Annotated in this window: 5 protein-coding genes; all 5 read left to right on the top strand. The window is 58.8% G+C overall.

The features are described 5' to 3' along the window. Positions 1 to 7: 7 nt before the first annotated feature. Genes MHB80_RS17700 through MHB80_RS17680 form a run of 5 tightly spaced genes read left to right on the top strand, consistent with a single transcriptional unit; the run spans position 8 to position 23,105 of the window. Positions 8 to 1,267, top strand: coding sequence for a hydroxymethylglutaryl-CoA synthase family protein (locus tag MHB80_RS17700; protein ID WP_341278220.1), 1,260 nt, complete (start codon positions 8 to 10; stop codon positions 1,265 to 1,267). Further along, positions 1,267 to 2,040, top strand: a complete 774-nt coding sequence (locus tag MHB80_RS17695) for an enoyl-CoA hydratase/isomerase (RefSeq protein ID WP_341278219.1) — start codon at positions 1,267 to 1,269, stop codon at positions 2,038 to 2,040. Before MHB80_RS17700 ends, MHB80_RS17695 begins: the two co-directional genes overlap by 1 nt. A gap of 22 nt (positions 2,041 to 2,062) precedes the next feature. Continuing rightward, positions 2,063 to 2,812: a polyketide synthase gene (locus tag MHB80_RS17690; RefSeq protein ID WP_341278218.1), complete on the top strand. Its 750-nt coding sequence runs from the start codon at positions 2,063 to 2,065 to the stop codon at positions 2,810 to 2,812. Positions 2,813 to 2,865: 53 nt separating this feature from the next. After that, positions 2,866 to 15,300 (top strand): PfaD family polyunsaturated fatty acid/polyketide biosynthesis protein, encoded by a 12,435-nt coding sequence (locus MHB80_RS17685; RefSeq protein ID WP_341278217.1) that lies wholly within the window; start codon positions 2,866 to 2,868, stop codon positions 15,298 to 15,300. A gap of 14 nt (positions 15,301 to 15,314) precedes the next feature. Then, entirely contained in the window at positions 15,315 to 23,105 is a 7,791-nt protein-coding gene (locus tag MHB80_RS17680; protein ID WP_341278216.1) for an SDR family NAD(P)-dependent oxidoreductase, read from the top strand. The last annotated feature ends 55 nt before the right edge of the window (positions 23,106 to 23,160 follow it).

Below are 23,160 nucleotides of genomic sequence, written 5' to 3'. Positions count from 1 at the left end.
GACGACTATGGTTGCCGTCGGTATCGAAGCGATGAATGTGTTCGGGGGGACCGCGTATCTCGATGTCATGGATCTGGCCAGACATCGAAACCTGGACATCCCCAGATTTGAAAATTTGCTGATGAAGCAAAAGGCGGTCGCCTTGCCGTTTGAAGACCCGGTGACATTTGCAGTCAACGCGGCTAAGCCGGTGGTCGATGCGCTGTCCGAGGAAGAAAAAAACCGCATCGAACTGCTGATTACCTGCACGGAATCCGGGATCGATTTCGGCAAGTCGCTCAGCACCTACGTGCATCATCAACTGGGACTGAGCCGTACCTGCCGCCTGTTCGAGATCAAGCAAGCCTGCTATTCAGGCACCGCCGGATTCCAGATGGCGATCAACTTCATTCTCTCCCAAGTCTCGCCCGGAGCAAAAGCGCTCGTCGTCGCCACGGACATCTCCCGGTTCCTGGCCGTCGAAGGCGGAGATGCGCTCAGCGAAGACTGGTCGTTCGCCGAACCGAGCGGCGGCGCAGGCGCGGTGGCGCTTCTGGTCAGCGACAAGCCGCACGTGTTCCAAGTCGATGTCGGAGCCAACGGATATTACGGCTACGAGGTGATGGACACCTGCCGCCCGGTGGCCGACAGCGAAGCGGGCGACGCGGACCTCTCCCTGCTCTCGTATCTGGATTGCTGCGAGAATGCGTTCCTGGAATACCAGCACCGCGTCGCCGATGTCGATTACCGCGTCACGTTCCAGTACCTGTCCTTCCACACGCCGTTTGGCGGCATGGTCAAAGGCGCGCACCGCACGATGATGCGCAAGATCGCCAAGGTCAAAGGCCCGGAGATCGAAGCCGATTTCCAACAGCGCGTGGTGCCGGGTCTGACCTACTGCCAGCGGGTGGGCAACATCATGGGGGCCACCGTTCTGCTCTCCTTGGCGAGCACGATCGACAACGGGCAGTTTGAAGGGAACAAGCGCATCGGGATCTTCTCCTATGGCTCGGGCTGCTGCTCCGAATTTTACAGCGGCGTCGTCACTCCTCGCAGTCAAGAAGTGCTGCGCGGCTTCAAGCTTCAAGAGCAACTGAACAACCGCTACCGACTGTCGATGGACGAATATGAGAAGGTTCTCCACAGCAGCAGCACCGTTAAATTTGGCACCCGCAATGTCAAGCTGGACTTGAACCTGATCCCGGGCGCCCTCGCTTCCGGGCAAGCCGGACAGCGCCTGTATCTGGAAGAGATCTCAGAATTCCATCGAGAATACCGGTGGTGCTGATGAACACAGCCGCCTACGAGACGATCCGGGTGCGGATGCAAGGCCCGGTGTGCTTTTTGCAGTTCAACCGTCCCGAGGCGAAGAACACGATCAACGAGCGCTTGGTGTACGAGTGTCGCCAGGTGATCGATCACTGCCGGGAACAGGCTTCGATCCTCGTGCTGGAGGGGTTGCCGGACGTGTTCTGCTTCGGGGCCGATTTTCAAGAGCTGCATGAGAAAAAGGCGAGCGGGCAGAGCCTCGATCCGTCACCGGAGCCGCTGTACGACCTATGGCTCGATCTGGCGACTGGCCCGTTTATCACCATCTCGCACGTTCGCGGCAAGGTCAACGCAGGCGGCGTCGGGTTTGTCGCCGCCTGCGATATCGTGCTGGCGGATGAAACGGCGGAGTTCTCCTTGTCCGAATTGCTCTTCGGACTTCTGCCGGCATGCGTGCTGCCGTTTTTGATCCGGCGGATCGGTTTTCAGAAGGCGAACTATCTGACGCTGATGACGCAGCCGATCAACGTCAGACAAGCCGTGGAGTGGGGGCTTGTCGATGCCTGTGATGCAGAGAGCGAGACCTTGCTTCGCAAGCATCTCATGCGGCTGCGCTATGTGCCGAGGCGCGGCATCGAGCGATACAAGCGCTTGATGAACAGCTTGCAGGATGGTCTGCACCGCGCCAAGCCGTTGGCGCTCGAAGCGAACCGGGAAGTGTTTGCAGATCCGCGCAACCAAGAGCTGATTTTCCGTTATATCGAAACGGGGCAATTCCCGTGGGAGAGCTGATCCACGGAGAGTGGAGGAGAACATGACGAATCCAGTGGTGGAATGCAGAGAGATCGAGAAGGGGATCGTGCAAGTGACCTTGCAGGATCGGGAACAGAAGAACACCTTTACCGAAGGGCTAGTGAGCGGCCTGATCGAAGCGTTCGAGAAGATCGCCGCGAATGAACGCTGCAAGGCGGTCATCCTCACTGGCTATGGCAATTATTTTTGCTCCGGCGGCACGATGGAAGGGCTGCTGGCGATTCATGAAGGAAGAGGCCGATTCACCGATGCGAACGTCTACGCGCTCGCCTTGGAGTGCAAGGTTCCGGTGATCGCCGCGATGCAAGGGCACGCGATCGGCGGCGGGTTTGTCGTCGGGCTGTTTGCCGACTTTGTGATCTTGAGCCGTGAGAGCGTGTACACGACCAATTTTATGCGATTTGGATTCACACCCGGTATGGGAGCTACTTACATCGTGCCGAAGAAGTTAGGCTTCTCCCTCGGAGAAGAGATGCTAATGAGCGCCAACAATTACAGAGGCGCCGATTTGGAAAAAAGGGGCGTGCCGTTCCCCGTCGTTCCGCGTGAAGACGTGATAAACCGGGCGCTGCAGCTGGCGCGCCAACTGGCAGAAAAACCGAGAGTGTCGCTGATCACCTTAAAGGACCATCTGGTCCGGCCGATTCGGGAGGAACTGCCTCGCGTGATCGAGCAAGAGATGGCCATGCATGACAAGACATTCCATGAACCGGAAGTGAAAGACAGAATCATCTCCCTGTTCGGAAATTAACAAGCATTCGCCGTGCTTGCGACCATACATTTTGCTGTAAAAGAGGGGTTCAGATGAAGATACAAGAGATCTTACGTACGCTTGAAGCCAAAGAGATCAGCCCTGAAGAGGCCAAACAGGCCCTTGCACGGGCTCGATCCCACGAGTTGCAAATGTCCGTCCCCCTTGCGAATGCTGTGCGCGAACTGTTCGTCGATCCGGCGGTTCGGCTGCAGCCGGAATCGCTAGGCCAGCCGCTGTTCCAAACGAGATACCGCACCATTTGGAGTTACTTTGCCGGCTCGATGTATCGAGGGATCGCATCTGAGGAGATGGTGGTGCGCATGGGGCAGGCCGGTCTGCTGGCCTTTTTTGGCAGCGCCGGTTTTCAGGTGCATGAACTGGAGCCTGTCCTGCAGCGCGTTCAGGCGCGGCTGGGTTCGGACAAGCCGTATGGCATGTGCTTGATCGCCAACCTGAACGACCCGGACGAAGAGCGGCGCACAGCGGAACTGTACGTCGAGTACGGCGTGAAGGCGATCGAAGTGTCCGCCTTCTCCGCTCCGACGCTCCCGCTGGTCTATCTGCGCCTCAAGGGCCTGTCCCGTCAAAACGGCCGTCTGATCTTCCCGCGCCGTCTGATCGCCAAATGCTCGCATCTGGACACGGCGCGCGTGTTTCTTTCGCCGCCGCCGGAGCCGCTCGTCCAGCAGCTGCTGCGCTACGGCCTGATCAGCGAGGAGGAGGCCGCCCTGTCGCAAACGATTCCGCTGGTCGACGACCTCGCGATCGAAGCGGACTCGGGCGGTCACACGAACCAAGGTGTATCGTTCTCCCTCCTGCCCGCCATCCGCGCGCTAAAAGACCAGCTCCAGCGGCAGTACCGCTACCAAGAGGAGATTCTCATCGGCTGCGGCGGAGGGATCGGCACGCCGGAAGCGGTCGCGTCGGCCTTCATGCTCGGGGCTGATTTTATTTTCACAGGATCGATCAATCAATGCACGGTAGAGAGCGGGGCCCATCCGGTCGTCAAGGACCTGCTGCAGTCCGTTTCGATCCACGACATGGCGATCACGGTTGCAGGCGATATGTTTGAGATCGGCGCGAAGGTGCAGGTGGTGAAAAAACACACCTGGTTCGCCGCCCGCGCCAACAAGCTGCACCAGTTGTTCCACCAATACAACTCGATCGACGAGATTCCGCTGTCGATCCGGCATGAGATCGAAACGAAATATTTTAAGAAGACGTTTGAGGAAGTCTGGGATCTCGTCTGCGCCTACAAGCGCGCCAAACATCCGGAGCAGCTCGAAGAGGCGGCCGAGAACCCGCGTTTCAAGATGGGGCTGATCTTCAAGTGGTATTTTGCCCATTCCGCACAGGCGACTCTGCGAGGGGATGAGCAAGAGCGGGATAATTTTCAGATCTTCTGCGGCCCGGCGATGGGGGCGTTCAACAGGTGGGTACAAGGCACGCCGTATGAGTCTTGGCAGCAGCGCCATGTGAACACGGTGGCAGAACTGCTAATGCGCAAGGCGTGTGAACATCTGGAATCCCGTCAGTCCACGTCCGTTTCGGCAGCCGGCGCAGAAGCGGTGCCGAGTTTTGAAGGGGCGGCGATCGCGATCATCGGGCTGAGCGGTCAATTCCCGATGTCCAAGAATGCAGACGAGTTCTGGAACAACCTCGAACAAGGGCGCGACTGCATTTCCGAGATTCCGGCGACGCGCTGGTCGCTCGACGAGCACTATTCGCCGGACCCGAGTGCGCCGGGCAAAACCTACTCCAAGTGGATGGGCGTGCTGGAGGATGCGGACAAGTTCGACCCGCTGTTCTTCAATATCTCGCCTGCCGAAGCGGAGTTGATGGACCCGCAGCAGCGGCTGTTCTTGGAGAGCGCATGGCAGGCCATCGAAGACGCCGGCATCGCGCCGTCCTCTATGTCCGGCAGCCGAACCGGCGTATTCGTCGGCTGCGGCACGAACGACTACGGGCAGGCGCTGAACCATCAAGGCTTGAACGCACAAGGCCTGGTGGGGGCGGCTTCCTCGATCCTCAGCGCTCGCATCTCGTATCTGCTCAACCTCAAAGGCCCGTGCCTTGCGATCGACACCGCCTGCTCCTCCTCGCTGGTGGCGATGGCCGAAGCCTGCAACAGCCTGCTGCTTGGAACGAGCGACTTGGCATTGAGCGGCGGGGTGTACGCGGCGGCCGGGCCTTCCTTGCACATCATGACGAGCAAGGCGGGCATGTTGTCGCACGACGGACGCTGCTATTCGTTTGATACGCGCGCCAACGGCTTTGTGCCGGGTGAGGGCGTGGGCGTCTTGGTGCTCAAGCGCTTTGAAGATGCTGTGCGGGACGAAGACCCGATCTATGGCGTGATTCGCGGCTGGGGTGTCAATCAGGACGGCAAGACGAACGGGATCACCGCGCCGAGCGTCAATTCGCAGATCCAGCTGGAGCAGGACGTGTATGAACGATTTGGCATCGATCCGGAGACGATCTCCCTGATCGAAGCGCATGGGACGGGCACGAAGCTGGGCGACCCGATTGAAGTCGAGGCGCTGACCGAGTCCTTCCGGCACTTCACGGAGAAAACCGGCTATTGCGCTCTCGGTTCGGTGAAAAGCAACATCGGACACCTGTTGACGGCAGCCGGAGTGGCGGGAGTGATCAAGGTGCTGCTGGCCATAAAGCATCGACAGGTGCCGCCGACGGTACATTTTAACCAATTGAACGAGCACATTCGGCTCGCGAAGAGTCCTTTTTACATTAATACCGACCTGATTCCATGGAAGGTGCCAGCCGGGATGCCGCGCCGTGCCGGGGTGAGCTCCTTCGGATTCAGCGGGACGAACGCGCATGTCGTCATCGAAGAGCATTTGGAAAAAGAGAGTCTGGCTTCGGCAGCAAGAGAAGCGGATGCGCCGTTGCTCTTTGTGTTGTCTGCCATGACCGAGGAACAGCTGCGGACGTATGCAGCCTCGATGGCGGGCTTCCTCGAACGGGAGCGCGACCTGAGCCTTGCGAGCATCGCGTACACCCTGCAGACGGGACGCGATGCAAGAGAGGTGCGGCTGGCGTTTGTAGCCCATTCGAGAGACGAAGCCCGTCATAATTTTGAAACCTATGCAGAGGGGCGGAAACTCCCCGGTTTCTTGACAGCGCAGTCGGGAACGGGGCAGGAGGAGGCGCAGGGCATTGCAAACAAGCCTCTGCAAGAAATAGCCGAACTTTGGGTGAAGGGCGTCCGGCTCGACTGGTCGGAACTCTATGCCGATTCGAGACCGCGCCGCGCTCATCTTCCGACCTATCCGTTTGCCAGAGAGCGCTTCTGGGTGCCGGTGCCGGAGATGGAGGAAGGGGAGGCTTCGACGCTGACAGCCGCCCTGCACCCGCTGCTGCACAGAAATACCTCCAAACTGACAGAGCAATGCTTCTCTTCGACGTTTACCGGGCGAGAATTTTTCCTATCCGATCATCGGGTGCAAGGGCGGAAGGTGCTGCCGGGTGTCGCCTATCTGGAAATAGCGCGCGCCGCGCTGGAGCAGGCCGCCGACATGCCGTCGATCTCTTTGAAAAATGTGGTCTGGGCGCGTCCGATCATCGCAGAAGAAGACGCGGTGTCGGTGCAGATTGGGCTGTTCCCGGAAGAGAACGGCGAGATCGGATTTGAAGTGTACAGCGGCTTGGACGGCGAGATCGTACACAGCCAAGGGCGCGCGGTACCAGCTTTGTCGGACGTCGAGGCTCCCGTACTCGACCTTGCTTCTTTGCAGGCGCAGTGCGGGCAGCGCGAACGAGGCGCGGCGGAATGCTATGACTTGTACCGCCGAGCGGGCTTCGAGTACGGGCCGGCTTTCCAAGGGATGGAGCACATCTATGTTGGGCAGGAGATGATCTTGGCCCGCTTGTCGCTGCCAGCCACCGTCGCGAGCACCGCGCGTCAGTTCATCCTGCACCCGAGCCTGCTGGACTCGGCTTTGCAGACGGCCATCGGCTTCCTGACTGACGAAACGACGCTCCAGCCGGCCCTGCCGTTCGCGCTGGAGGAGCTGAAGATCTTCGGGCCTTGCACCACTTCGATGTGGGCCTTCGTGCGCCGCAGTAAAGGTAACAAGCCAGGAGACAAGGTACACAAGCTCGATTTCGACCTGTGCGACGAGAGCGGAAGCGTCCGCGTGCGGATGAAGGGCTATTCCTCCCGCATACTCGACCGCGAGCGAGGAGTCGAGGTGGGGACGCTGATGCTCAGACCGGACTGGACAGAGCGTCCGGTCAATCTACAGGCTGTGCAGACGTTGTATGCGGACCATCTGGTGATGCTCTGCGAAGTGGACGCTGAGATCGAACAGAGCGGGATGCGGAGTCTGATCTTGCAGACAGAGGGAAAAGGGCTTGCCCAACGCTTCGAGGCCTATTCAGCACATGCGTTTGAGGCGATCAAGTCGATTTTGCAAGAAAGACGCAAAGGGAAGGCGCTCGTGCAGATCGTCGTTCCGGCGCAAGGGGACGGGCAGGTCTTCGCCGGCCTCTCTACACTGCTGAAGACCGCTCAGCTGGAGAATCCGAACCTTGTCGGGCAGCTGATCGAAGTTGAAGATGCGAGCAACCTTACGGAGACCTTGCGAGAAAATGCTCGCTGTGCAGGCGACGCACACGTCCGTTACCAAGGCGGCAAACGCTGGGGAACAGGATGGAGCGAAGTCAAGCCGGGCGAAGAGGTGTTGCGCATTCCGTGGAAGGACCAAGGCGTCTACCTGCTCACAGGCGGCGCCGGGGGCCTAGGCCGCATTTTTGCTGGCGAAATCGCACGGCAAGTGAAGGGGGCGACGCTCGTCCTGACGGGACGGGGGCCGCTGAGCGCTGAGAAACAGGCAGAACTTCAGTTCTTGGACGCAAATGTTGTGTACAGGCAAGTGGACGTGACCGACTTCGCGGGGGTCATGCAGCTGATCGAGAGCATTCAAGCTGAGCATGGCGCTCTGCACGGCATCCTGCACAGCGCAGGCGTGATTCGCGACAACTTGATCCTCAAGAAGACGACAGCGGAGTTGCAGGACGTGCTGGCTCCCAAAGTGGCCGGTGCCGTGCATCTCGATGATGCGACGCAACATCTGCCGCTCGACTTCTTCGTGACGTTCTCCTCGGTGGCCGGAGCCATCGGCAACCCTGGGCAAGCGGACTATGCGACGGCCAATGCCTTCCTCGATGCTTTTGCGGGGTATCGAAACGAACGGGTCGCAAACGGCAAACGCTCCGGCCGGACGCTGTCGATCAACTGGCCGCTCTGGCAAGACGGCGGGATGCAGGTGGAGCAGGAGACGGAGCAGACGTTGCGAGAGACCCTCGGCATGATCCCGATGCAGACGGCAACCGGAATTCGCGCTTTGTATCAGGGCATGGCTTCCGAGCAAGGCCAGATTCTTGTCGTCGAAGGCGATCTGGATCGCATCCGCGCCGTTTTTTCAAAAACAGCACCGACAGCCGCAGTTGGGCCAGTGTCTAGGCTGGAAGAAGAGCCGACTCTCATTTCGAGCGAGTTTGAAGTGAGAGCGATCGAGTATTTCAAAACGTTGCTCTCTTCCGTCCTGAAGATGCCAGCCAGCCGGCTTGAGGCCAATGCGCCCTTTGAGAAATACGGCATCGATTCGATTCTGATCATGCAGCTGACCAACCAACTGGAAAAGACGTTTGGCTCCTTGCCGAAAACGCTGTTCTTTGAATATCAAAACCTCCGCGAGCTGACCGGATACTTCTTGGACGCCTATCGTGTTCTCTTGCAGCAGCTCTTGGGCATCGGGGAGCAGGAGCGGGTTTCGGAATCTGCTTCGGTGGTGGCCGCGTCCACTCCTGAACCGTCGGCTGTCAGCAGCCGCAGACGTTCGAGGCTGGCCGCGAGTTCGACGGCTGTGCATGCAGCGCCGATCACGCAACCTGCGAAGGTGGCCAAGGAAGAACAGGACATCGCGATCATCGGCGTCTCCGGCCGCTATCCGGGGGCGCGCAACCTTCAGGAATTCTGGGGCAATCTGCGGAACGGCGAGGATTCGATCACGGAGATTCCTCAAGAACGCTGGGATCATAGCCTCTATTTTGACCCGGACAAAAGCAAGCCAGGCAAGACGAACAGTAAATGGGGCGGATTTATTGACGGCGTGGATCAATTCGACCCGCTGTTCTTCAACATCTCCCCGCGCGAGGCGGAGATCATGGACCCGCAGGAGCGATTGTTCCTGCAGACCGTCTACGAGGCGATGGAAGATGCGGGGTATACACGCGAGATGCTCTCCAAACATCACGGGCTGGGGCTTGACGGCAACGTCGGGGTCTATGTCGGCGTGATGTACGAAGAGTATCAGCTGTACGGCGCACAGGAGACGAGCCTTGGCCGACCGCTTGCCCTATCTGGCAACCCCTCGTCAATCGCCAACCGGGTGTCATACTTCTTCAACCTGCACGGGCCGAGCCTTGCCGTCGATACGATGTGCTCGTCTTCACTGACGTCGATTCATCTGGCTTGCCAGAGCTTGCAGCAAGGCGGCTGTGAACTGGCGATCGCCGGCGGTGTCAACGTCTCGATTCACCCGAACAAGTACCTGCTGCTCGGCCAAGGCAAGTTCGCGTCGAGCAAGGGCAGGTGCGAGAGCTTTGGCGAAGGGGGCGACGGGTACGTGCCGGGCGAAGGCGTGGGCGCTGTACTGCTCAAGCCTCTGTCCAAGGCGATTGAAGACGGAGATCAGATCCACGGCGTGATCAAGGCCACCGCGATCAACCACGGGGGCAAAACCAACGGGTACACCGTTCCGAACCCGAATGCGCAGGCGAATGTGATCGAGCAGGCGCTGCGGCAGGCAGGGCTTGACCCGAGCATGGTCTCTTACATCGAAGCGCACGGAACCGGCACCTCGCTTGGCGACCCGATTGAGATCGCCGGCTTGACCAAGGCTTTCCAAGCAGGGAAAAACGTTAAACTGCAATCCTGTGCCATTGGCTCAGCCAAGTCGAACATCGGGCACTGCGAGAGCGCAGCGGGCATCGCCGGCGTTACGAAGGTGCTGCTGCAGATGAAGCATCGTCAACTCGCACCATCGTTGCATGCCAAGGTGCTCAACCCAAACATCGATTTTGACGCGACCCCATTCGTCGTGCAGCAGGAGCTTGCGGAGTGGAAGCGCCCGCTGGTGGAGATCGGCGGTCAGGTTCGCGAAGTGCCGCGCATCGCGGGCATCTCATCGTTTGGAGCGGGCGGTTCCAACGCGTACGTGATCATCGAAGAGTACGTACCGGCAGAGTCGCTGCGCACGCCTGTCGAGGTGACGCCGCAGAATCCGGCCGTGATCGTGTTGTCGGCCAAGAACGAAGAACGGTTGCAGGAGCTGGCCGCTCGCCTGCTTCACGCGATCGAGACGCAGCCGTTCACAGATGCGGACCTCGCTGACATCGCCTACACCTTGCAGATCGGTCGAGAAGCGCATGATGCGCGCATGGCGCTGCTCGTCGACTCGCTTCAAGACCTCACGACCAAGTTGCGCACCTGCGTGTCCGGTCAAGAGGATGTCCCAACCCTCTATCGCGGCCATGTCAAAGCCAACCGAGACACCCTCTCGCTCTTCCTCGCCGATGAAGAGCTGCAGGAAGCGATTGAAAAATGGATTCAGCGCCGCAAGCACGTCAAGCTCGTCGACCTGTGGGTCAAAGGATTGGAGCTTGACTGGAACAAGCTCTACGGCGAACACAAGCCGCGCCGCATCAGCCTGCCGACCTATCCGTTTGCCAAACAGCGCTACTGGGTGCCGGAAGGAATGGCGGGAGCGGCACGCACCCTGATGTCTTCGAGCGTCGTGGAAAACCTTGAAGTGCTCGCCCCGGTCTCGACGAACCTGCAAGCAAGGGTGCAAGAGGGAAGCGATGGCACGCTCAACATCGAACTGTGCGACGCCCAAGGGAACATCTGCGTTCGCCTGACTGGACTGCAGGCTGAACCTGCACAAGCGAAACCTGCACAAACCAAGAAGCAGCCGGAATCCCTCGAGTTGATGACATTCCGAGAAATCTGGCAAGAGCAATCCCTGCCTTCTGTCACAGCCCGGAACGCTGGAACGCTCGTCTGTTTCCTGTCCGATCCGGTACTGCAGCAAACGGTGCGGGAGGCGCTCAAGTTCCTGAGCCCGAGCCTGCAAGTCGAGTTCATCGCACAGGGAAGCTCGATTCCAGAGTCCTTCCAACGCATGCAGGAGGAGCGTCGAGACGTCTTCGGGATGCTGTATCTGTGGCCGCTTGAAGACAAGTCTCTGATTCGAGAGTACTCCAGTATCGTGAACATCCTGAAGTTCCTCGACGCTTCAGGTCTGAAGCCCGAACGCCTGCTGCTGGCTGGGCAATTCGAGAACGGAGTGGAGCGAAGCTACTTCGAATCGTGGATCGGCTTTGAAAGATCTTTGGGCCTAGTGCTGCCTAACACGAAGGTGACGGCGGTCTTGCAGGCGGGCTCTTCCTCGCTTCAAGACTGGATGCCGCTGCTCTGGCGTGAACTCCATGCCCCGCAAGCGCAAAGCGTCCTGTACGAAGCAGGCAAGCGCCACCTCTGCACCGTCCAGCCGACCCGCCTTGAAGCGGGCCAACGCACGGTGCGGGCAGGCGGCACCTACCTGATCACCGGCGGTCTCGGTGCGCTCGGCTACTTGTTCGCGGAGCATCTGGCCCAAAAACAGCCTGTGAACCTCATCCTCATCGGCCGCTCCGAGCTCGACGAAGTGAAGCGCAGCAAGCTGAGCGATCTGGAGATGCTGGGCAGCCAAGTCTTCTACCTGCAAGCGGACGTATGTGACGAAGAGCAGATGCGAGCCGGGCTGGTTCGTGCACGCGATCGCTTCGGACCTCTGCACGGCGTGCTGCACGCAGCAGGATTGTCCGGGGATGAGAGCCTTTTTGCCAAGGACATCAAGGCGTTTGAACGGGTTCTGAGCCCGAAAATCGCAGGAACCCTGCTGCTCGACGAATTGCTGGCTGAGGAGACCGACCTTGATTTTGTCTGCTACTTCTCCTCGTCATCCGCCGTGTTGGGCGATTTCGGTTCCTGTGACTACGCGATCGGCAACCGCTTCCAGATGGCCTACGCGCAACACCGTCACGAACAGCAGTTGCCGGGCCAGACGCTGGTGATCAACTGGCCGCTCTGGAAAGAAGGCGGAATGGGTCTTGATGAAGGAGAGATCACGGCGAACTACCTGAAGTCGAGCGGACAGCGCTTCTTGGAAGCGGAAGAGGGAGTGGAGCTCTTTGACCTGATCCTCTCGCAGAACGACGTGCAGCATCTGGTCCTCGTCGGGCAGCCAAGCCGCGTCAAACGCTTCCTCGGAATGGCTGCACAAGCTCCGACAGCGGTTCAAACCACTACGCCGCCGACTGTCAGCGTCTCGTCGGGTGCAGCGATGCGTCCGGAGTTGCAAGGATTCTCGCTTGAGCAATGCATCGAGTGGGATCTCAAAGAACAGGTCAGCCAGATCCTGAAAATCTCCCGCGACGAACTCGATGTCGAGGAAAATCTGGTCGACTTCGGGTTTGACTCGATCAGCTTGGCCGAGCTTGGCAACCGTCTTTCCAAAAACTACGGCCTCGAAGTGACGCCGGCCTTGTTCTTCAGCCACTCCACGATGGAAAAATTGACCCTGCACTTCCTGCGCGAACACGAGGCGTTGATGACGCAGTACTACCTTGAACCGACTGCCGAACCAGCCCCTGAACCGACACCTGTTCCGGTTGTCGCTCCGGACCGGCAAGAAGTCGCGGTGACAAAAGAGACTCTCGTGCCGCCGCCGACGTCCAGCGTTCACGAACCGATCGCCGTGATCGGGATGAGCGGACGCTTCCCGCAAGCGGACAGTGTGCAGGACTTCTGGCAGAATCTCAAAACGGGCAAGAACGCGATCACCGTGATTCCTTTGGATCGCTGGGACTGGCAAAGTGACTATGAAAAAGGCAAAATCACGTCCAAATGGGGCGGATTCGTAAAAGACGTCGACTGCTTCGATCCGCTGTTCTTCGAGATCTCGCCGAGAGAAGCAGAGTACATGGACCCGAAACAACGCCTGTTCTTGGAGGAAGCATGGCATGCGCTCGAAGATGCCGGCTACATGGGCGATCAGATTCGCGGCAAGTTGTGCGGCGTCTACGTCGGTGTCGAAGAGGGTGAATACGGGTTCCTGACAGGGGATGGCGGCCCGCTCAACGGCAATCAAAATGCGACGTTGGCCGCCCGCATCGCCTACGCCCTCGACTTGAAGGGGCCGAATATGGCGTTGACCGCCGCTTGCTCCTCCGGGCTGGTTGCGCTCCATCAAGCCTGCCAAGCCTTGCGCGCAGGGGACTGCGACGTGGCGCTGGCCGGCGGGGTCAATCTTTTGATCTCCCCGATGATCTACCAAGGGATGAGCAAGATCGACATGCTGTCCCCGGACGGACACTCGTATGTGTTTGATTCGCGTGCGAACGGGTTGGTGCCGAGCGAAGCCGTTGCCGTCGTCGTGCTCAAGCCTCTGTCCAAAGCGATCGCCGATCGCGACCAGATCTACGGCTGCATCACAGCGACCGGAGTCAACTACAACGGCCAATCGAATGGTATCACATCGCCGAACCCGGACGCTCAAGCCGATCTGATCCGCAGCGTGTATGACCGTTATGGAATCGATTCGTCTGACATCCAGTTCGTCATGTCGCACAGCACTGGGTCGAAGCTAGGAGATCCGATGGAGATCCAAGCGCTGACCAGCGCCTTTCGCAAGCCTGGCTCTCAAACGCAGAACTGTGCGCTCTCCTCGACCAAGCCGCTCATCGGGCACACGTTTGCCGCATCGGGCATCGTCAGCCTGATCAGCATGCTGATGGCGATGCGCGAACGCACCCTGTTGGGCTTGCACGGATTCGAATCAAGCAACGAGTACATCCGATTTGAGGAGAGTCCGTTCGTCGTCAGCACTGAGAACCGAGCGTGGACGACGCAGGAAGGCCGCCCGCGAGTCGGCGCGATCAGCACGACAGGGATCAGCGGCACGAATGCCCATGCTGTGATCGAAGAATACATTCCGACCGCGATGGCCGTGCAGGTAGAACGACTGGGCGCAGCACAGCAACTGGTGATCCTCTCGGCCCGAAACCACGACCGCCTGCAGCAAATGGCGGCTCGTCTGACCGAGCATCTCGCGAGCGAAGCGGGCCGATCCCTGACGCTCGCCCAGATCGCCTACACGCTGCAAGTCGGTCGCGAGCCGATGAAAAAGCGCGCAGCCTTCATCGTCTCTTCCAAAGAAGAACTACTGCAGCGCTTGCAGGAATACATCTCCTCGTCTGTTGTGGACGAGACACGTCCTGCACCAGATCGCCACCAAGCCAGAGCCCTTGTGGAAACCGCGCTGCAAGAGCGCAATCTTGAGCAGCTGGCCGCCCTCTGGCTCTCCGGCAGCAAAGTGCCGTGGCAGCGACTACATGACGACAAGAACGTGCAGCGCGTCTCGCTGCCGACCTATCCATTTGTGAAGCGTAGATGCTGGGTGGAGGGGCCGAAACCGCAAGAAAAGGAATTTGCCATCTCCAACAAGGCGGCCGAGTTCTATACGCGCGTCGTCGAAAGCGGAGACTCCGGCTTCCAAGAAGAGTATCTGACCTTCTGCCCGTTTGAGGAAAAAATTCCTGGCTTCTCGATCAGCCGCGTGTACCTGAACCCGGAACAATATCCAGCCGAACTTGAGATGGTGCGCAGCAAGCAGATCGAGATGCGCCGCGTGCTGTTCAGCCGAGGCGATTTCCAGCGCGCGCAGGCTCTGCTCGACATTGGATGCGGTCATGGGACAGACGTGATTCAGTTGGCCAAGCGTTACCCGCATCTGAAAACGCAGGGCTTTACGATCACGGAGGCGCAGGCGGACCTTGGCAACCGGAGAATTCAAGAACTGAACTTGGGCACACAAGCTGCCATCTTCCATGGAGACAGCTCCAAAGACCGATTCCCAGGTCGCTATGACATGATGATCGGAATCGAAGTCAGCTGCCACATCCCTGGCAAGCAGGGGCTGTTCCAAAACATGTCCTCGGCGCTCAACGAAGGGGGGCAGGTGCTGATGATGGACTTCATCGCGAACCTGTGCGGAGCCATTGCCGATCCGAGCATCGACATCTACATCCCGACTGTACATGGCTGGATCGACCTGCTGGCGGAGCATCACCTCGTTCTTGACGAAGTGATTGACGTCTCCAAGCAGGTCGCCAACTCTCTTCATGATCCTGAGCACGCGGAGAATACGAAAGGTCTTCCGGAAGTCGTACAAAATTCCATTCGGAACTTTGCCAATAGCTCGATCGCGCTTGAGAAAGGCTGGATCAGCTACTGTCTGTTCGTCATCATCAAAAATTCAGCTCTCAGCCCGACAGAACTGCGAGAGCACAACGCAAAGCAGATGTCCAACAGGACGCCGTATCTGGAAGCTCGGCGCAACATGTTGCAACAAATCTAAAGGAGTGAGGGAGCATGAGTTACGGGATGACCAGAACTGAGATCAAAGAGATCTTGTTCGAGATCTTCGAACAGACCTTGGGTTTGGAACGCACCGAACTGGAGCAAGCGGATACCTTCAAGGAACTGGGGATCGGATCGCTCAATGCGGTTGAACTGCTCGAAGCGATCAACGTCCGGTTCAACCTAAACCTGCCGACCAGCATCGTATTTGAATGTGCAGACCTTGAGTCTCTGGCAGTCTACATGGAAAAGCAGTTCCATACCCTCGGACAACCTGCAAAACAAGCACAGCCGACGGTATCGGTACCAACGCCGAAACCAGCACCAGCACCAGCACCGACACCCACTCCGCCCGCTCGCGAAGCACGGGTCGAGACCGATGAGATCGTCATCATCGGTCTCTCCGTCCGGAGTGCCGGGGCGAACGATCAAGAAGAATTCTGGAACCTGATTCGCGACGGGAAAAAATGCATCAGCGAAGTGAGCGATCCGAAACGGCTGGAATACATCCAAGATCATTCGTCCAATCCGTTTCCGATCAACTATGGCAAGATGGACGACATCGACCGCTTCGACCCGCTCTTTTTTAACATCTCGGCCATCGAAGCTGAGAAGATGGATGTCACCCAGCGTATTTTGCTGGAAGAAGCATACAAGTCTTTAGAAGATGCCGGCTACACCCCGACGCAGCTGCGCGGGCAGCCCGTCGGCACCTTCATCGGCACCGCCGGTTCCTCGGCGCTCGCTCAAGATTTTTCCCATTATTCCATGCTCGGATATGACATCAGCATCCTCGCGGCTCGCATGGCGTACTATCTGGATCTGAAAGGGCCGGCGCTGGCGGTGAACACGGCCTGCTCCTCTTCGATGGTGGCGATCGACCTGGCCTGCCAGCAGTTGAAGAGCGGGGAGATCAACCTCGCCATCGCAGGCGGAATCACGGTCTACAGCCATCCGGGCTCGTTCATCTCCATGCACAACGCCGGGATGCTGTCTCCTAATGGAGAGTGCCGTCCGTTTGACGATGGAGCGAACGGCATCGTTGTAGGCGACGGCGTCGGGGTCTTGATTCTCAAGCGCCTCTGCGATGCCGAGCGGGACAACGACCACATCTACGGCATCATCCGAGGCAGCGGCACCAACCAAGACGGCCAGACCTCCGGCATCACCGCGCCGAGCTTCCTCGCGCAGAGCCAACTGCAAGAATCGATCTACCGCAAGTACGAGATCGACGTGGAAGACATTCAATACATCGAAGCGCATGGCACGGGCACCAAGCTTGGCGATCCGATCGAGATTCACGCCCTTAACAACACCTTCCGCAAGTTCACGACTCAGAAAGGCTTCTGCGGAATCGGTTCGCTCAAGGCGAACATTGGTCACACGACGGCTGCAGCAGGCGTGCTGGGCGTGATCAAAGTCTTGATGAGCATGAAGCATGGAGAGATGCCGCCCTCCATCCAGTATGCACAGGGCAACAAGCACATCGACTTTGCCAACAGCCCGGTCTATGTCAACACAGCTCGTCGCGAGTGGACGCCAAATCGAAATGGCAAGCGCCTGGCTGCCGTAAACTCGTTCGGCTACAGCGGCACGAATGCCCATATGGTGATCGAAGACTATTCCAATTCGTCGCGTGCGGTTGCAACGCCGATCAACGAAGCGATGCCAGGTCTGTTCGTGCTGTCGGCCCAAAGTGTAGAATCGCTGCAAGCCAATGCCGATGCCGCGCTCCGCTACCTCCGCTCTCACCCGGACGTCTCGCTTTCCGACTTCCTGTACACCTATCAAGTGGCGAGAGAGAGCATGGCACAACGGCTTGCCATCGTTGTCAAAGACCGGGACCAACTGATCGGCCAGCTCGAACGCTACCTAGCAGGGGCCGGCAAGTCTGGAGAAATCTTCGTGGGCACCGTCGGCAAGAACGGCAGCGTCAACGGGATCAATCTGGCCGACACCGAAGAGGGACAAGCGTTCCTCCTGAGCCTGCTTCACAACTGCAAGCTCAAGACGGTTGCAGAACTGTGGGTCAACGGCAACCGGATCGACTGGGAAGGGCTCTACTCGGCGGGGACGGTCAAGCGACTGACCGGACTGCCGACCTATTCGTTTGCGCGAGAGCGCTACCCGCTGCCTGCGTTTGAAATCGTGCAGACAGGCTTCGGCAATCAGGCAAAATCTGCCGTCAACGCCCTGCATCCGCTGCTCCATCGCAACACGTCAGACCTGAACGAAATGCGCTACAGCACCGTCTTCGCCGGCGAGGAGACCTTCCTTCGCGATCGGATGGTGCCGGAATTCGCCCTGTTGGAGATGGCGCGCGCGGCTGTGGAACAGGCGTCCGGCGCTCTAAAGGAAGGTCGCACCCGCCTTCGCTTGCAAAATATCGTCTGGGAGTCGCCGCTCGCAGTGGGTGCTGACGGGTCGCAGGTGCACATCGCACTGTACCTGGCCGCTAATGGAGAGATCTCCTTTGAGATCTACAATGACGAGGAAGAGCTGCACGCATCAGGAAGCGCCTTGCTGACAGAGGACGAAGCGCCACTCCTCGATGCGTCCACCTTGCAGGAGCGGGGCGCGCGCGTCACGCTGCCGATGGTGCCTTCGCAGTTTCTGCTCCATCCACACTTGCTGGATGCCGTGCTGCAAGGGAGTGTGCCCGCCACCTTGCAAGAGGTCGCGATCTATGCCCCTTGCCCCGCCTCCATGTGGGTTGTGGCAGACGACGGCAACTTCACGTTCTGCGACGAACAAGGCAAGGTCTGTCTGCAAATCAGCGGTCTGCAAACGCAAAAGAACCGCCCGCAAGCGGTCTCTCTATCCGCCGAGCCGTTTGCCTTGATGACCTTTGAGGAGATCTGGCAAGAACAAGCTCGAAACAACCACACGCCGTCCAACTTGAACACGCTGCTCTGCTTCCTCTCAAATGCGGAGGCTCAGCGTGCGGTCGTGGAAGCGGTACAGGCGCGAAGCCCGCAGACGCAGGTCCTTTTCGTCGCGCAAGGGACATCCTGCCAGCAGGCGCTCCGCAGCGTCCAAGAACAACAGGGGGAAGTCGATGCCTTGCTCTACCTCTGGCCGCTGGAAGACGCTTCGCTCTTGGAGGACACGAAACCGATCCTCGACATCGTACAAGCCCTTGCGACGACGAAGCTTAAAGTCAAGAGCCTGATGCTCGTCGGCCAGCACCGAAATGCGACCGAGCGTGCGTACCTTGAATCATGGATCGGCTTTGAGCGCTCCTTGGGCTTGGTGCTCCCGGATACCCGAGCGGCTGTCATGATGCAAGAAGCCGGGGCCGTTTCCTTGCAGGAGAACATGCATCTCCTTCTGGACGAGCTTAATGCTTCCAAAATCGAAAGCGTCCTCTACCAAAACGGCAAGCGCCACGTCTGCAAGGTACAGCCGACCCGCATCCAAGCGGGCTCTTCCACCTTGCTGAAATCGGGAGGCACTTACCTGATCACTGGCGGTCTGGGCGGTCTGGGCTACCTGTTCGCCGAGCATCTGGCTGGCAAACACCCGGTCAACCTGATCCTGACCGGGCGCTCGGCGCTCGATGCTGCCAAAGAGGCGAAGATCGAAGCGCTTGAAAAACGAGACAGCCGCGTCTTCTATCTGCAAGCGGACGTCTGTGACCGCACGCGTATGGAGGCGGGGCTTGCAGAAGCCAGGTCGCAGTTCGGCCGTGTTCACGGCATCCTGCACGCAGCCGGCCACGTCGGAGCCGAGAGCATTCTCGACAAGGATGACCGCCGGTTCCAGCAAGTGCTCGACCCGAAGGTCAAAGGAACGCTTCTGCTCGACGAACTGCTGCAAGGGGAGCCGGAACTTGATTTTACCTGCTACTTCTCCTCTTCGTCGGCGATCATCGGGGACTTCGGCTCGTGCGACTATTCGATTGCCAACCGCTTCCAAATGGCCTATGGCGAGCTGCGCAACGGGACAACATTCGTCATCAACTGGCCGCTTTGGAAAGCCGGGGGCATGCATTTTGAGAAGAAAGAAAACACGGAAGCCTACTTCAAGACCAGCGGGCTACGCTTCTTGGAAGTGGAAGAGGGCCTTGCGATCTTTGACCGCATTCTGTCGCAGAACCGCACTCAGCATCTTGTGATGGTCGGCCAGCCGAGCCGCATCGAACGCATGTTAGGCCTCGAAAAGTCGGCAGCGCCCACTCCGGTGCCCGTGCATTCCGGCAGCAACACCTCTTGCGGCAAGGGAAGACGTCCGGAGATGAAAGGATTCACGCTCGAACAGTGCGTGGAGTGGGATCTCAAAGAGCAGATCAGCTCTGTTCTCAAGATTCCGCGCACAAAACTGAACGTCGAAGAGAACTTGGCCGATTTCGGGTTTGATTCGATCAGCTTGGCCGAGTTTGCCGGTTTCCTGTCGAAACACTACAGCATTGCCGTGACGCCCGCCTTGTTCTTTGATCATTCCACGATCAGAGCTCTGACCCAGTTTTACGCGGTCACACATGGGGAGGCAATGCGGGGCTTCTACCAAGAGCAAGCTGCATCCGCACCGGCGATCGGGGCAGCACCTGTCGCTCCAATCGTCAGCACCCCGTCCAAGCACCCTTCGCGCAAAAAGACCGGCAAGGTGCGATTCGCGGCCGGAGGAGCGGTGCGCAGTGCGCAGGAGCCGATTGCCATTGTCGGGATCAGCGGCAGATTCCCGCAGGCAAGCAACGTGCAGGAACTGTGGAAAAACATCCGAGACGGGAAGGAAGCGATCACGGTCGTCCTGTCTGACCGCTGGGACTGGCGGGAAGAGAAGGGCATGGGCAAATGGGGCGGATTTGTCTCGGACGTCGACTGCTTCGATCCCTTGTTCTTTAAGATCTCGCCCAAAGAAGCGGAGTATATCGATCCGAAACAGCGCCTGTTCCTGCAGGAAGCATGGCATGCGCTGGAAGATGCCGGCTATATGGGCGAGCGCATTCGTGGAACCGCATGCGGCGTCTATGTCGGGGTGGAAGAGGGAGAGTACGGGTTCTTGGCCGGAGAGGACAGTCCGCTGAACAGCAACCAAAACGCCACGCTCGCGGCCCGCATCTCCTATGCGCTCAACCTCAAGGGCCCGAACATGGCGATCACCGCCGCCTGCTCGTCCGGTCTCGTCGCGATTCACCAAGCCTGCCAAGCCCTGCGCCAAGGCGAATGCGACATGGCGCTGGCCGGCGGTGTCAGCCTGTTGATCTCGCCGGTGATTCACAACGGCATGGGCAAGCTCGACATGCTCTCCCCGGATGGCACCTGCTTTGTGTTCGACGGGCGTGCAAATGGCCTGGTGCCGAGCGAAGCGGTAGCTGTCGTCGTGCTCAAGCCGCTGAGCAAAGCGTTGGAGGATGGCGATCAGATCTACGGCTGCATCAAGGGCAGCGCCGTCAACTACGACGGCCAGACCAACGGCATCACCGCGCCGAGCCCTGCGAGCCAAGCAGACCTGCTTCATCAAGTCTATAAGCGCTTCGGCATCAACCCGGCCGACATCCAGTATGTACTCTCCCACAGCGTCGGTTCCAGATTGGGAGACCCCATCGAGGTGCAGGCGCTCACCAACGCCTTCCGCCGACACACCGACCGGACGCAATACTGCACGCTCGGCTCGATCAAGCCGTTGATCGGGCATACGTTCGCCGCATCCGGCGTCGTCAGCTTGATCTCCATGCTGATGGCGATGAAAGAGCGGACGATTCCGGCTCTGCACAACTATGAGTCAAGCAACGACTACATCAACCTGACAGACAGCCCGTTCGTGATTCATACCAAGAATAGATCGTGGACCACAGCCGATGAGCGCCCGCGCCTCGGTGCAGTCAGTACGACCGGCATCAGCGGCACGAACGCGCATCTTGTGGTCGAAGAATACATCCCGGCGCAGCAAGAGGCGGTCGATCACGAACCGACGGAAGCACCGCAGATCATCGTCCTCTCCGCGAAGAATCGCGAGCGTCTGGACGACGTTGCCGCACAACTGCTCGCGTTCCTCGAAGCCGACGAGAGCTTGAAGCTGCCTGACATCGCGCACACGCTGCAAGTCGGTCGTGACGAGATGGAGGCGCGGCTTGCGATGGTGGTACAAAGCCGCGACGAACTGATGCAAGGTCTGCGAGGCTATTTGAAAAAAGGCGACGCGCCCATCACGCTCTATCACGGCGATCTGAACGAGTCTCATTCCGAGATCCTCGATCTTCTGGCCGTGATCACCGGAGAGACCGTTCTTCGAGTCTTGCTGGCAGAGGGCAATCTTGGAAAATTAGCCCTCTACTGGGCGAAAGGCGGCAAGATTCCTTGGGAAGCGCTGCAAGGCGTCGCATCCGCCCGTAGCATCTCCTTGCCGACCTATCCGTTTGAGCGCCGCCGCTGCTGGCTGACCGCTCCGACAATCGCAAGACGAGAGCTGGCAACGCAGAGCCTGCCAGCAGTCGCTGCTGCTTCTGCTTCCGAGGCGGTTCCCGTCTGCGAGGAACAGGACCTCAACATCGCGGAGGATCTGCAGGAGCGAGTCATCGGCATCATCTCCGAACTGGTGGGCCTCATGCCTGCGGAGCTGAAGGTGAACAAGCCGCTCGACCACTACGGGTTTGACTCGATTCTGTTCATGCAGCTGCTGCAGCAGATACAAACGCAGATCGACCCTTCCTTCTCCTTCGTCAAACTGAGCGAGTGCCGATCGATGGAAGACCTGATTCGAGAGCTGGTCCCCAATGGGGCGACCAAGGCGAAACCGAAAGCGGAGATCGTGAGCCAGACTCCCGCACCGCCGCAAGCACCGCTCGCAGCACCACTGGCCCACAAGCCCGTGCAGACCAGCTTGCAGCAGTTCCCGGAACTCGTCCTGCTGAACCAAGCGACGGAAGGTCGTCCGATCTTCTGGATGCACGGGACGGCAGGCGGCGTCGGCATCTACTCGATGATCGCCAAAGTGAGCAACCGACCCTTCTACGGCATCAAAGCGCGTGGTTGGATGAGCAACCGCATCCCGATCCGAGGCATCTACGCGATGGCCGCGTATTACGTGCACATCATTCAGAGCGTGCAGCCGGAAGGGCCGTATGACTTTGGCGGCTATTCGCTCGGCGGCCTTCTCGCCTACGAAGTGGCCCGTCAATTGCAGGAATTGGGGCAAAAGGTGAACTCCATCATGTTCCTCGACACCTTGTATTCGGACAAAATCTATACCAAGACCATTTTACCGGAAGCGATGTTCAATAGAAAAACCGCGATCCTGCAGTCGGTCAACATGTCCCTGCTCACCGAGATTCAGCACGAGCCGGAGAAGATTCCGACCACATTGATTCACCGTGATGATCTGGACCCGACACTCTCGGATGAGGAATATTCCAAGCAGCTGCTGACCCTGGCCCGCGAGCGCGGCTACAAGCGCACGGAAGACTACCTGAACACCATGATTCAGAGTAGTTCTGACGTGCAGGAAGCGATCGACCGCAGCGGATTTACCATCTTGCCGTTGAGCTATCCGCAAGAGGTCAGCGCCTATTTCTTCCGCAACAAAAGCGGCTCGTTCCTCGGGGCACTGGAACCGTACTTCAAAGTCAAGACGAGCCCCGTATTCGACCAAGGGGATTATTGGTCCGAATTTGAACGTCAGATCGACGATTTCCACCTATTCGACATTGACTCGTCCAACCACATGATGCTGCTCTCGGAACCAAAAGCAGCTGCATCGATCCTTGCCTTCAGCCAAGAGCTCTACTCCGCATTTGGCCTGGACCCGACGTTCCTTGAAACGTTTGCCCATGAGCATCGCAGTCTCGTCGGCACCACTTCATAACGCCAAAAAGGGATTCTCACGCGGGTCGTGAGAATCCCTTTTTTTCTGTCTTCCA

Origin of the sequence: Paenibacillus sp. FSL H8-0537 (assembly GCF_038051995.1) — a bacterium.
In the GTDB taxonomy this organism is placed as follows: Bacteria; Bacillota; Bacilli; order Paenibacillales; family Paenibacillaceae; genus Pristimantibacillus.
This window is presented reverse-complemented; position numbering and strand designations above follow the sequence as displayed.

Coding starts and splice junctions, on each gene's coding strand:
- MHB80_RS17700 (WP_341278220.1), top strand. CDS start 8: ATGGTTGCCGTCGGTATCGAAGCGATGAATGTGTTCGGGGGGACCGCG.
- MHB80_RS17695 (WP_341278219.1), top strand. CDS start 1,267: ATGAACACAGCCGCCTACGAGACGATCCGGGTGCGGATGCAAGGCCCG.
- MHB80_RS17690 (WP_341278218.1), top strand. CDS start 2,063: ATGACGAATCCAGTGGTGGAATGCAGAGAGATCGAGAAGGGGATCGTG.
- MHB80_RS17685 (WP_341278217.1), top strand. CDS start 2,866: ATGAAGATACAAGAGATCTTACGTACGCTTGAAGCCAAAGAGATCAGC.
- MHB80_RS17680 (WP_341278216.1), top strand. CDS start 15,315: ATGAGTTACGGGATGACCAGAACTGAGATCAAAGAGATCTTGTTCGAG.